The following is a 12713-nucleotide window of genomic DNA, read 5'->3' as shown; positions in this document are numbered from 1 at the left end:
TATATTGGCAGTAGTTGACTGCGGGGCCCCAACATAAAGAAATTGGAACGCCAATTTCTACAGACAATGCAAGTTGGCGGGGCCCCAACATAGAGAAATTGGAACGCCAATTTCTACAGACAATGCAAGTTGGGGTGGGCCCCAACATAAAGAAATACTTTTTCTTTAGAAATTAGTATTTCTTATGCATGAGTGTAACTCATGCATTCATATTTTTAAGTACACATTAGCTGTGACTAATGATAAAGAATCGCTACATAACCAATCATTAGTCGTTCTTTATCATTTCCGTCCCGCTCTCAATAAATGTTAGTCTATCTCATTATTATAAATCGGATGAATGTGTTAATCTATGGCAGATTACACGTCATCCGATTTTTTATAGAATTTGAAAAAGACGCATAAACCACTATGATTTAAAATACAACATCAATCATTTTAGTGGCATGCGCCAAAATTATATGTCTGTTTTTGAAACAGGGTAATAGCTTAAAGCTAATAAAAACGAATATAAGGTGCGTTGAATCTTATGATTACACTCCAAACCTAATATAATATCGGGTTAAGATCATTCCGGATGCTTACAAATCATTGACAGTAAGTAACTGAATGGCATTTGGTATAACCTCAATATCAATAGGTGTTTCTAATGAAATTTCGCCATCAATATCAACTTTCATTGCTGGATCTGTTGTAAGTGAAATCTTTTTACCAGGTATATGCTCAATACCTTGAGTGATTTCATTCCAATTCATGCTATCACGCTTTTTAAAAATATCATTTAAAATACTGAAACTTTGTTCATTAAAAATGAAAGTGTTCAGTTCACCATCTTGAGGAGACAAATCAGTCAATGGTATACGACTACCACCAATGAATGGGCCATTTGCTGTTAGTATCATGGTCGTTTCGCCAGAATATGTCTTATCATCTATTGATAATTGATAATTAAATTGTGTTGGATTTAGCAGTGTTTTGACAGTTGATCCAATATAACTCAATTTACCAAATATATCTTTTGAACCATCTTGTACGTTTTCAGCGTTTTGAACAATTAGACCTAACCCAACAAAGTTGAGTGCATATTGATTATTTATTTTAATTACATCGTATGTACCAACTTGTGCAGAAATCATTTGTTCACTAGCTTGTTTATGATTAGGTGCTATATTTAGCGTTTTTGTAAAATCATTAAAAGTACCGCCTGGTAAAATGCCAATAGGGAGTTGAAGGTCATGTGACATAACACCATTTATAAGTTCGTTAACCGTGCCATCACCGCCAAGAATAAATAATATATCTACATCTTTTGCATAGTTTTTAGTTTTGATTTCTTGGCAATATTTAATAATGTCACCTTCGTTTTCACTCAATTGAATAGAAAGATGCTTACAAATTGAACTTAATGCTGTTGTAACTTCCCCAATACCTTGATTAATATTTTTTAATCCACTGTGTTCATGGTAAAAGAGGACACCATGTGTATATTTATTTTCCATAGTTTAGCCTACTTTCTAAAAATTGGTTCATTAAATATATATACCCACTTTTAATTGTTAATACCAAAAATATGTTTTTAAATAGAGAAAATGGTAATAACTGACATTGATGTCTATAGAGTGGGACGAGAAAAAATAGTTATAGCTGTCTATAACGAGCATATTAAGCTTTTATTTATACTGATATCTTGAATTTAATTAATAGAAACCTATAAAAAAACAGTAAGCCATTTAAATGACTTACTGTTTTTTGAATTAGGCCAACAATATTAACGTATACCTTTCATCGCTTTGATGATTAAAGGTGAGAATGCTAATACAATTGTTGTAACAATAATTGCAACAACACCTAGGAAAATAAAGTAATTTGTTTGACCTAGTGGTTCTATTAACTTAACTAAAGTACCATTGATTGCTTGTGCAGAAGCGTTAGTTAAGTACCAAATACTCATCATTTGGGCATTAAATGCTTTAGGTGCTAACTTAACAGCAGCACTATTACCCGTTGGTGATAAGCATAGCTCACCGATAACACAAATAATGTACGATAAAATAACCCAGTTAACTGAGAAGTTTGATGAACCTGATGCATAACCTACAATACCAATTAGTATGTATGACGCACCTGCTAAGAACGTACCAATTGCAAATTTTACTGGCAGGCTAGGTTGTTTAGTTCCAAGCTTTTGCCATAAAAGTGAAATAATTGGAGCTAGTAATAAAATAAATAATGGGTTAATTGATTGGAAGATCGCTTCACCAAAGTTTGTTTTCCAACCAAATAAGTTTAATTTCATATCTGAATGTTCAATTCCATATATGTTTAATACATTAGACCCTTGTTCTTGAATAGCCCAGAACACCATTCCAAGAATAAATAATGGAATAAATGCTTTAACACGAGAACGTTCAGTATCAGTGACATCTTTACTTCTAATAATTAAAGTGAAGTAAATGATTGGTAATGCAATACCTAATACTAAAACAGTATTACTAACTAAGTTAAATGATAATGAATTAGTTAATGCACCAATAACGATAATTAATACAATTGCTAAAACAACACTTCCGATAATAAGACCATACTTTTTCTTTTCAGCTGGTGTCAATGGGTTAGTAGGTTTCATACCAACGCTACCTAAGTTTTTGCGGTTGAAAAGTACATACCATACTAAACCTAATGCCATACCAACTGCTGCAATCAAGAATCCGCCGTGGAAGTTTTTAACATTAACAAAGTGTTGCAAAATAATAGGTGATAATAATGCACCCATATTAACTGACATATAGAAAATAACAAAACCTGCATCCATACGTCTATCATTTTCAGGATATAAACGGCCAACGATATTTGAAATGTTTGGCTTCATTAAACCTGAACCAATAATGATGAAGAACATTGATGTGAATAAGCCGATTAATGCAAATGGTAAGCTTAAACAAATATGTCCGATAATAATAAAGACTGCACCTAATAAAGTAGCGCCTCTAGTACCTGTAATTCTGTCAGCAATCCATCCGCCTGGTATTGATGTCATATAGATTAATGAACCATAAACTGACATAATTGACATAGCTGTTGTTTTATCAATTCCAAGGCCATTATCTGTTACGGCAAAGTACATGTAGAAAATGAGTAGGGCACGCATGCCATAATAACTAAACCTTTCCCAGAACTCTACAAAGAAGAGTACGCCTAGTCCTCGAGGATGCCCGAAAAATCCTGTTTGAGGTATGTCTTGAATTTGATTTCCATGGGAGTTTTGTTGTGTCATGTATACATCCCATCCTTTCTTCCCCTAATACAATAGTTTAAGTAAATTTGATTGTGCCTTATCAACTAAATATTCCAACAAATCACAAAAAAATAAAAATATTGAGAATATTCTGTTATTAAGCGCGCACAATTAATTAGAGATAATATAAAAATATACTTATTGACGTTAAAGTGCAATAGGTTTCTATAAAAATGTTGTTTAATTCGTGTACTAATATTCTTTTGGTGTACTTTGGTATAAAATGTTATTTTAATGTAACCTATTATGTATGCTAAATGAAAAACACACCAATAAGTTAGGAAAATCAACTTATTGGTGTGTTTATTAAATGATACATTTAACGATTATCTATTTTTTCGGGATATAAATCATGATTCATCAAACGATGCTCAGCCATTTTTTCATATTTAGAATTTGGACGTCCATAGTTTGTATAAGGATCAATAGAAATTCCACCACGTGGTGTGAACTTGCCCCAGACTTCAATATAATGTGGGTCCATAAGCTCTATCAAATCATTCATAATAATATTCATACAATCTTCGTGAAAATCACCGTGATTTCTGAAACTAAATAAGTATAATTTCAAAGATTTTGATTCAACCATTTTAACATTTGGAATATATGAAATATAGATAGTTGCAAAATCTGGTTGCCCAGTAATTGGACATAATGATGTAAATTCTGGACAGTTGAATTTTACGAAATAGTCACGACCTTGATGCTTATTATCAAACGATTCTAATACATCAGGACGATAGTCAAAATTGTAAGTATTGTCTTGATTTCCTAATAAAGTTATATCTTGTAATTCATCTTGTTGACGGCCATGTGCCATATAAAGCGCTCCTTTAAATTTATTTTTTTATTATTTTGGCGTCTCGGCGTGCTTTTTCAAACATGTAATAACTTGCACCGATAATAACGACGTAACCTAATGTTGCATAGAAATCTGGAGATTCTCCGAATAGAATAAATCCAAGTATTGCTGTGAAAATTATAGATGCATACGTGAAAATAGAAATATCTTTTGCTGCTGCAAAACTATATGCTAATGTAACACCAATTTGACCCACAGCGGCAGCTAAGCCAGCCCCTAATAGATAAAGTATTTGCATCTGACTCATTGGTTCATAGGTATATGCAGTGAAAGGTATTAAAACGATGACAGAAAATAAGGAGAAGTAAAATACTATAGTATATGGTGCTTCTCTTGTACTAAGTGCTCGAACACATGTATATGCTGATGCTGCAAAAATACCTGAGAATAAGCCAGCTAATGATGGAATCATAGATGATGAAAATTCAGGTTTCACTATTAAAAGCATACCTAAAATAGCAATTATCATTGCTGTAATTTGATACTTCCTTACCTTTTCATGTAAGAAAACAATGCTTAATAAAATCGTCCAGAAAGGATTGAGTTTCATTAATGAATCGGCATCACTAAGTACCATATGATCAATGGCATAAATATTTAACAATACACCAATAAGTCCAAGTGTTGATCGTGTTATTAATAAGGGTTGACTTGAAAGTCTGCCAAACATTGGCTGATGGTATTTATATATAAAAAATAATGGAATAAACATTGCTACTAAGTTTCGTGCTAATGATTTTTGAAAAACAGGAAGGTCACCTGCAAGTCTGAAAAACACTGACATAAAACTGAAACCAATAGCCGAAATTAAAATGGCAATGATACCTTTTACTTTAGGATTCAATTTTATCGCCTCTTTTATATAAAATTAACGTATTTATATTAGCATAAAACAACATGTTGTGCATAAATAGTTGAAATTTACTATAAAAAGACTATAATAGACTGTACCGAACAAACGTTCTGTGTTTATTTGTCGGAATAATAGGGCATTACACTTTTATGAATGTTTGTGTTATTACATAAAACAAATATCAATTCAGTATCAAGCTAATAAGCTTTTTCTTGATTTCTGTTGATACAATTGAGATTGACACAGATTTAAAAAAATCAAGTGATATCTACTAAAAAATTTTTTTAAATTTGTTCAAGTTTTTCTAATTTAGTATTGGTGCCTAGTTGGAACGTTTTACGAACATTCGATTAGAAAATGGCACTTTAAATCATAGTGTGTCTTATGTATAATGAAACACATAATATAGTGTTGGTGAAACGAAAAAGACACAATATCTTGTGTTTTGTATGCAAATGCTTTATTTATGAAGAAATTACATTTAAAAGTAATTTAACACAGAAATTTAATAGTTATTATCAATTAATAGTCATATTTTTAGAAAATGTACTGAGCAAATGGAAGATATCCAATGATGTAAACACTACATATAGTGATTTTTATACATTCAACCCATATAAGCTACTATTTTCTCAAATATAAATCTATGCAATTGGTTTACATTTGAGAAAATAAGTAGCTTCATTATAGTTAATACAATGCTGAGATAACCATAGTAACCATGTTGTTAAAGCATTTTTTAATTGGAATGACTACTTTATTTAAAAGGGTTGAAGAAAGAAGGTGATCCAATGAAAATAATATATTTTTCATTTACTGGAAATGTCCGTCGTTTTATTAAGAGAACAGAACTTGAAAATACGCTTGAGATTACAGCAGAAAATTGTATGGAACCAGTTCATGAACCGTTTATTATCGTTACTGGCACTATTGGATTTGGAGAAGTACCAGAACCCGTTCAATCTTTTTTAGAAGTTAATCATCAATACATCAGAGGTGTGGCAGCTAGCGGTAATCGAAATTGGGGACTAAATTTCGCAAAAGCGGGTCGCACGATATCAGAAGAGTATAATGTCCCTTTATTAATGAAGTTTGAGTTACATGGAAAAAACAAAGACGTTATTGAATTTAAGAACAAGGTGGGTAATTTTAATGAAAACCATGGAAGAGAAAAAGTACAATCATATTGAATTAAATAATGAGGTCACTAAACGAAGAGAAGATGGATTCTTTAGTTTAGAAAAAGACCAAGAAGCTTTAGTAGCTTATTTAGAAGAAGTAAAAGACAAAACAATCTTCTTCGACACTGAAATCGAGCGTTTACGTTATTTAGTAGACAACGATTTTTATTTCAATGTGTTTGATATTTATAGTGAAGCGGATCTAATTGAAATCACTGATTATGCAAAATCAATCCCGTTTAATTTTGCAAGTTATATGTCAGCTAGTAAATTTTTCAAAGATTACGCTTTGAAAACAAATGATAAAAGTCAATACTTAGAAGACTATAATCAACACGTTGCCATTGTTGCTTTATACCTAGCAAATGGTAATAAAGCACAAGCTAAACAATTTATTTCTGCTATGGTTGAACAAAGATATCAACCAGCGACACCAACATTTTTAAACGCAGGCCGTGCGCGTCGTGGTGAGCTAGTGTCATGTTTCTTATTAGAAGTGGATGACAGCTTAAATTCAATTAACTTTATTGATTCAACTGCAAAACAATTAAGTAAAATTGGGGGCGGCGTTGCAATTAACTTATCTAAATTGCGTGCACGTGGTGAAGCAATTAAAGGAATTAAAGGCGTAGCGAAAGGCGTTTTACCTATTGCTAAGTCACTTGAAGGTGGCTTTAGCTATGCAGATCAACTTGGTCAACGCCCTGGTGCTGGTGCTGTGTACTTAAATATCTTCCATTATGATGTAGAAGAATTTTTAGATACTAAAAAAGTAAATGCGGATGAAGATTTACGTTTATCTACAATATCAACTGGTTTAATTGTTCCATCTAAATTCTTCGATTTAGCTAAAGAAGGTAAGGACTTTTATATGTTTGCACCTCATACAGTTAAAGAAGAATATGGTGTGACATTAGACGATATCGATTTAGAAAAATATTATGATGACATGGTTGCAAACCCAAATGTTGAGAAAAAGAAAAAGAATGCGCGTGAAATGTTGAATTTAATTGCGCAAACACAATTACAATCAGGTTATCCATATTTAATGTTTAAAGATAATGCTAACAGAGTGCATCCGAATTCAAACATTGGACAAATTAAAATGAGTAACTTATGTACGGAAATTTTCCAACTACAAGAAACTTCAATTATTAATGACTATGGTATTGAAGACGAAATTAAACGTGATATTTCTTGTAACTTGGGCTCATTAAATATTGTTAATGTAATGGAAAGCGGAAAATTCAGAGATTCAGTTCACTCTGGTATGGACGCATTAACTGTTGTGAGTGATGTAGCAAATATTCAAAATGCACCAGGAGTTAGAAAAGCTAACAGTGAATTACATTCAGTTGGTCTTGGTGTGATGAATTTACACGGTTACCTAGCAAAAAATAAAATTGGTTATGAGTCAGAAGAAGCAAAAGATTTTGCAAATATCTTCTTTATGATGATGAATTTCTACTCAATCGAACGTTCAATGGAAATCGCTAAAGAGCGTGGTATCAAATATCAAGACTTTGAAAAGTCTGATTATGCTAATGGCAAATATTTCGAGTTCTATACAACTCAAGAATTTGAACCTCAATTCGAAAAAGTACGTGAATTATTCGATGGTATGGCTATTCCTACTTCTGAGGATTGGAAGAAACTACAACAAGATGTTGAACAATATGGTTTATATCATGCATATAGATTAGCAATTGCTCCAACACAAAGTATTTCTTATGTTCAAAATGCAACAAGTTCTGTAATGCCAATCGTTGACCAAATTGAACGTCGTACTTATGGTAATGCGGAAACATTTTACCCTATGCCATTCTTATCACCACAAACAATGTGGTACTACAAATCAGCATTCAATACTGATCAGATGAAATTAATCGATTTAATTGCGACAATTCAAACGCATATTGACCAAGGTATCTCAACGATCCTTTATGTTAATTCTGAAATTTCTACACGTGAGTTAGCAAGATTATATGTATATGCGCACTATAAAGGATTAAAATCACTTTACTATACTAGAAATAAATTATTAAGTGTAGAAGAATGTACAAGTTGTTCTATCTAACAATTAAATGTTGAAAATGACAAACAGCTAATCATCTGGTCTGAATTAGCAGATGATTAGACTGCTATGTCTGTATTTGTCAATTATTGAGTAACATTACAGGAGGAAATTATATTCATGATAGCTGTTAATTGGAACACACAAGAAGATATGACGAATATGTTTTGGAGACAAAATATATCTCAAATGTGGGTTGAAACAGAATTTAAAGTATCAAAAGACATTGCAAGTTGGAAGACTTTATCTGAAGCTGAACAAGACACATTTAAAAAAGCATTAGCTGGTTTAACAGGCTTAGATACACATCAAGCAGATGATGGCATGCCTTTAGTTATGCTACATACGACTGACTTAAGGAAAAAAGCAGTTTATTCATTTATGGCGATGATGGAGCAAATACACGCGAAAAGCTATTCACATATTTTCACAACACTATTACCATCTAGTGAAACAAACTACCTATTAGATGAATGGGTTTTAGAGGAACCCCATTTAAAATATAAATCTGATAAAATTGTTGCTAATTATCACAAACTTTGGGGTAAAGAAGCTTCGATATACGACCAATATATGGCCAGAGTTACGAGTGTATTTTTAGAAACATTCTTATTCTTCTCAGGTTTCTATTATCCACTATATCTTGCTGGTCAAGGGAAAATGACGACATCAGGTGAAATCATTCGTAAAATTCTTTTAGATGAATCTATTCATGGTGTATTTACCGGTTTAGATGCACAGCATTTACGAAATGAACTATCTGAAAGTGAGAAACAAAAAGCAGATCAAGAAATGTATAAATTGCTAAATGACTTGTATTTAAATGAAGAGTCATACACAAAAATGTTATACGATGATCTTGGAATCACTGAAGATGTGCTAAACTATGTTAAATATAATGGAAACAAAGCACTTTCAAACTTAGGCTTTGAACCTTATTTTGAGGAACGTGAATTTAACCCAATCATTGAGAATGCCTTAGATACAACAACTAAAAACCATGACTTCTTCTCAGTAAAAGGTGATGGTTATGTATTAGCATTAAACGTAGAAGCATTACAAGATGATGACTTTGTATTTGACAACAAATAACAATTAAATTAAAAGACCTTCACATGTAAAGGGAAATAGCGATTCGTTTCGTCTTGTCTCCTACATGTTGAAGGTCTTTTTTTATGTGTATCTAACTCATTATGAGTCTGAGTAAGAAATCAATGCTCTAAGATGTACAAAATTATTTATATTGGCAGTAGTTGGCGGGGCCCCAACACAGAAGCAGGCGGAAAGTCAGCTAACAATAATGTGCAAGTTGGGGCGGGGCCCCAACACAAAGAAAAACTTTTTCCTTTAGAAATTATCACTTCCACATGAGTTTTACTCATGTATTCCTATTTTTAAGTACACATTAGCTGAGGCTAATGTTAAGAACCACTACATAATCAATCATTAGTAGTTTTTATCATTTCCACTATTCCCAGACATCAAAATCTTAAGTGTTCTATTTTACTTTAAGCAAACAAAATACACATTCCGAAAAATTAAATTTCAGTTTAATTGCAAATATCAATAAAATTGACACTAAATTATTTGAAAGGCTATTGAAATTATGGTCAAAAAACGCTACTATTAATGAGAAATATTATCAATGATAATGATTATCATTAATTTAAAGGGAGAAAAATTTGTAATGAAGTATTTATTAAAGGGAAATATTTTGCTTCTATTACTAATATTGTTGACAATTATTTCGTTGTTCATAGGTGTGAGTGAACTATCAATTAAAGATTTACTACATTTAACTGAGTCACAGCGGAATATTTTATTCTCAAGCCGAATACCAAGGACGATGAGTATTTTAATTGCTGGAAGTTCGTTGGCTTTAGCAGGCTTGATAATGCAACAAATGATGCAAAATAAGTTTGTTAGTCCGACTACAGCTGGAACGATGGAATGGGCTAAACTAGGTATTTTAATTGCTTTATTGTTCTTTCCAACCGGTCATATTTTATTAAAACTAGTATTTGCTGTTATTTGCAGTATTTGCGGTACGTTTTTATTTGTTAAAATCATTGATTTTATAAAAGTGAAAGATGTCATTTTTGTACCGCTTCTAGGAATTATGATGGGTGGGATTGTTGCAAGTTTCACAACCTTCATCTCATTGCGCACGAATGCTGTTCAAAGCATTGGTAACTGGCTTAACGGGAACTTTGCCATTATCACAAGCGGACGCTATGAAATTTTATATTTAAGTATTCCTCTTTTAGCATTGACATATCTTTTTGCTAATCATTTCACGATTGTAGGAATGGGTAAAGACTTTACTAATAATTTAGGTTTGAGTTACGAAAAATTAATTAACATCGCATTGTTTATTACTGCAACTATTACAGCATTGGTAGTGGTGACTGTTGGAACATTACCGTTCTTAGGACTAGTAATACCAAATATTATTTCAATTTATCGAGGTGATCATTTGAAAAATGCTATCCCTCATACGATGATGTTAGGTGCCATCTTTGTATTATTTTCTGATATAGTTGGCAGAATTGTTGTTTATCCATATGAAATAAATATTGGTTTAACAATAGGTGTATTTGGAACAATCATTTTCCTTATCTTGCTTATGAAAGGTAGGAAAAATTATGCGCAACAATAATAAAAAAATAATGCTTTTAATTGCAGTAACGTTATTAATTAGTATGCTGTACTTATTTGTAGGTATTGATTTTGAAATATTTGAATATCAATTTTCAAGTCGTTTAAGAAAGTTCATATTAATTATTTTAGTAGGTGCTGCCATTGCAACTTCAGTGGTGATTTTTCAAGCGATTACAAATAACCGTCTATTGACACCATCAATAATGGGGTTAGATGCAGTTTATTTATTTATCAAAGTATTGCCAGTCTTTTTATTTGGAATTCAATCGGTATGGGTTACTAATGTATATTTGAACTTTATATTAACACTTATAACGATGGTGTTATTCGCACTAATCCTATTCCAAGGTATCTTTAAAATCGGACATTTTTCAATTTATTTTATCTTACTTATTGGTGTCCTTTTAGGAACATTTTTTAGAAGCATAACAGGTTTTATTCAACTGATTATGGATCCTGAGTCATTTTTAGCAATACAAAGTAGTATGTTTGCTAATTTTAATGCTTCTAATTCGAATTTAGTTACTTTCTCAGCAGTGCTATTAGTAATCTTATTAGTCATTACAATTTTACTATTGCCTTATTTAGATGTATTGCTTTTAGGTCGTGCTGAAGCAATTAATCTTGGGATATCGTATGAAAAATTAACGCGAATTCTACTTGTAATAGTCTCAGTTTTAGTTTCTGTGTCAACTGCATTAGTAGGACCAATTACATTTTTAGGTTTATTAACTGTAAATCTAGCGCATGAACTAATGAAGACGTATGAACATAAGTATATTTTAATTGCGACAATTTGCTTGAGTTGGATTAGTTTATTTAGTGCGCAATGGGTAGTTGAAAATGTGTTTGAAGCTACGACAGAAATGAGTATACTTATTGATTTGATTGGTGGAAGTTATTTCATTTATCTATTAGTTAGAAGGAGAAATGCGCAATGATTCAAGTTGAAAATTTAACTAAAACTATAAATAATCAAATGATATTGGAAGATATTAGCATAGATATCGAAAAAGGTAAATTGACTTCTTTAATTGGACCTAATGGTGCGGGTAAGAGTACTTTACTTTCAGCGATATGTAGGTTAATTCGTTTTGAGAACGGTGAAGTGAAAATAGATGGACAGCTCATGTCTGATTATAAAAATAATGACTTGTCGAAAAAAATATCTATATTAAAACAAACAAACCATACTGAAATGAATATTACGGTAGAGCAGTTGGTAAACTTTGGACGATTCCCTTATTCTAAAGGTCGTTTGACGAAAGAGGATCATGATATTGTCAATGATGCGCTAGATTTGTTGCAACTACAAGATATCAGAAATCGTAATATTAAGTCATTATCTGGTGGACAACGTCAGCGTGCATACATTGCAATGACAATAGCACAAGATACTGAATATATTTTGCTAGATGAACCATTAAATAATTTAGATATGAAGCATGCTGTTCAAATTATGCAAACGTTAAAAATGTTAGCGCATAAAATGAATAAAGCGATTGTCATTGTGTTACATGATATTAACTTTGCGTCCTGTTATTCAGATCAGATTGTAGCATTGAAAAACGGACAACTAGTTAAGTCAGATTTGAAAGATAATGTCATTCAAAGTAGTGTTTTAAGTGATTTATATGACATGAATATTCAAATTGAACATATAAGAAATCAAAGGATTTGTTTATATTTTAAGGATTGATAATTTGGAGACACTTTAAAGGGGTGATGCGCCAATTAAAGAAGGGTTAAACGTAAAGCATTTATTTATATTTCACATCAAGCACACA

The 12713-nt window shown here is 31.8% G+C and carries 14 protein-coding genes; 9 read left to right on the top strand and 5 right to left on the bottom strand.

Annotation, left to right across the window (positions count from 1 at the left end):
* Positions 1–581: 581 nt before the first annotated feature.
* Complete coding sequence (locus IDG63_RS13020; RefSeq protein WP_000429006.1) at positions 582–1499, bottom strand: diacylglycerol/lipid kinase family protein; 918 nt, start codon at positions 1497–1499, stop codon at positions 582–584.
* Positions 1500–1589: 90 nt separating this feature from the next.
* Here IDG63_RS13020 and IDG63_RS13015 point away from each other — a divergent pair, with 90 nt between their 5' ends.
* Positions 1590–1691 (top strand): hypothetical protein, encoded by a 102-nt coding sequence (locus tag IDG63_RS13015; RefSeq protein ID WP_031835073.1) that lies wholly within the window; start codon positions 1590–1592, stop codon positions 1689–1691.
* Positions 1692–1768: 77 nt separating this feature from the next.
* Here the strand turns inward: IDG63_RS13015 and IDG63_RS13010 are convergent, their stop codons facing one another.
* The 4 genes from IDG63_RS13010 to IDG63_RS13000 all read right to left on the bottom strand — a co-directional run bounded on the left by IDG63_RS13010 (position 1769) and on the right by IDG63_RS13000 (position 5001).
* Positions 1769–3274 (bottom strand): peptide MFS transporter, encoded by a 1506-nt coding sequence (locus tag IDG63_RS13010; protein WP_000193751.1) that lies wholly within the window; start codon positions 3272–3274, stop codon positions 1769–1771.
* Positions 3275–3339: 65 nt separating this feature from the next.
* Entirely contained in the window at positions 3340–3585 is a 246-nt protein-coding gene (locus IDG63_RS14750) for a hypothetical protein (RefSeq protein WP_001788366.1), read from the bottom strand.
* Between the two features lie 29 nt (positions 3586–3614).
* Positions 3615–4115: a preQ(1) synthase gene (queF, locus tag IDG63_RS13005; RefSeq protein WP_000930014.1), complete on the bottom strand. Its 501-nt coding sequence runs from the start codon at positions 4113–4115 to the stop codon at positions 3615–3617.
* A gap of 19 nt (positions 4116–4134) precedes the next feature.
* The gene (locus IDG63_RS13000; protein ID WP_001068497.1) at positions 4135–5001 is read right to left on the bottom strand and encodes a DMT family transporter; all 867 of its coding nucleotides are present in this window, start codon (positions 4999–5001) and stop codon (positions 4135–4137) included.
* Positions 5002–5801: 800 nt separating this feature from the next.
* Here IDG63_RS13000 and nrdI point away from each other — a divergent pair.
* From nrdI to IDG63_RS12960, 8 genes are all read left to right on the top strand, one after another.
* A complete protein-coding gene (gene nrdI / locus IDG63_RS12995; protein ID WP_000692521.1) occupies positions 5802–6200 on the top strand; it encodes a class Ib ribonucleoside-diphosphate reductase assembly flavoprotein NrdI in 399 nt (132 codons plus the stop codon).
* Positions 6163–8268, top strand: coding sequence for a class 1b ribonucleoside-diphosphate reductase subunit alpha (gene nrdE, locus IDG63_RS12990; protein ID WP_000855505.1), 2106 nt, complete (start codon positions 6163–6165; stop codon positions 8266–8268). Before nrdI ends, nrdE begins: the two co-directional genes overlap by 38 nt.
* Before the next feature lie 117 nt (positions 8269–8385).
* Positions 8386–9357, top strand: coding sequence for a class 1b ribonucleoside-diphosphate reductase subunit beta (gene nrdF / locus IDG63_RS12985; protein WP_000562498.1), 972 nt, complete (start codon positions 8386–8388; stop codon positions 9355–9357).
* Between the two features lie 132 nt (positions 9358–9489).
* Positions 9490–9636, top strand: a complete 147-nt coding sequence (locus IDG63_RS12980) for a hypothetical protein (protein ID WP_001788372.1) — start codon at positions 9490–9492, stop codon at positions 9634–9636.
* 122 nt (positions 9637–9758) lie between these two features.
* Entirely contained in the window at positions 9759–9914 is a 156-nt protein-coding gene (locus IDG63_RS12975) for a hypothetical protein (RefSeq protein ID WP_000499195.1), read from the top strand.
* Positions 9915–9952: 38 nt separating this feature from the next.
* The gene (locus IDG63_RS12970) at positions 9953–10924 is read left to right on the top strand and encodes an ABC transporter permease (protein ID WP_000876318.1); all 972 of its coding nucleotides are present in this window, start codon (positions 9953–9955) and stop codon (positions 10922–10924) included.
* Positions 10911–11867, top strand: a complete 957-nt coding sequence (locus tag IDG63_RS12965) for an iron chelate uptake ABC transporter family permease subunit (protein ID WP_001245577.1) — start codon at positions 10911–10913, stop codon at positions 11865–11867. Before IDG63_RS12970 ends, IDG63_RS12965 begins: the two co-directional genes overlap by 14 nt.
* A complete protein-coding gene (locus IDG63_RS12960; RefSeq protein ID WP_000616842.1) occupies positions 11864–12625 on the top strand; it encodes an iron ABC transporter ATP-binding protein in 762 nt (253 codons plus the stop codon). The genes IDG63_RS12965 and IDG63_RS12960 overlap by 4 nt, the downstream gene beginning before the upstream one ends.
* Positions 12626–12713 lie beyond the last annotated feature (88 nt).

This window comes from Staphylococcus sp. EG-SA-14 (genome assembly GCF_017151935.1).
GTDB lineage: Bacteria > Bacillota > Bacilli > Staphylococcales > Staphylococcaceae > Staphylococcus > Staphylococcus aureus.
This window is presented reverse-complemented; position numbering and strand designations above follow the sequence as displayed.

Excerpts from the sequence above, each read along its gene's own strand:
- IDG63_RS13015 (WP_031835073.1), top strand. The coding sequence starts at position 1,590 with ATGGTAATAACTGACATTGATGTCTATAGAGTGGGACGAGAAAAAATA.
- nrdF (WP_000562498.1), top strand. The coding sequence starts at position 8,386 with ATGATAGCTGTTAATTGGAACACACAAGAAGATATGACGAATATGTTT.
- queF (WP_000930014.1), bottom strand. The coding sequence starts at position 4,115 with ATGGCACATGGCCGTCAACAAGATGAATTACAAGATATAACTTTATTA.
- IDG63_RS12965 (WP_001245577.1), top strand. The coding sequence starts at position 10,911 with ATGCGCAACAATAATAAAAAAATAATGCTTTTAATTGCAGTAACGTTA.
- nrdI (WP_000692521.1), top strand. The coding sequence starts at position 5,802 with ATGAAAATAATATATTTTTCATTTACTGGAAATGTCCGTCGTTTTATT.
- IDG63_RS12970 (WP_000876318.1), top strand. The coding sequence starts at position 9,953 with ATGAAGTATTTATTAAAGGGAAATATTTTGCTTCTATTACTAATATTG.
- IDG63_RS13020 (WP_000429006.1), bottom strand. The coding sequence starts at position 1,499 with ATGGAAAATAAATATACACATGGTGTCCTCTTTTACCATGAACACAGT.
- IDG63_RS12980 (WP_001788372.1), top strand. The coding sequence starts at position 9,490 with ATGTACAAAATTATTTATATTGGCAGTAGTTGGCGGGGCCCCAACACA.
- IDG63_RS12960 (WP_000616842.1), top strand. The coding sequence starts at position 11,864 with ATGATTCAAGTTGAAAATTTAACTAAAACTATAAATAATCAAATGATA.
- nrdE (WP_000855505.1), top strand. The coding sequence starts at position 6,163 with ATGAAAACCATGGAAGAGAAAAAGTACAATCATATTGAATTAAATAAT.
- IDG63_RS13010 (WP_000193751.1), bottom strand. The coding sequence starts at position 3,274 with ATGACACAACAAAACTCCCATGGAAATCAAATTCAAGACATACCTCAA.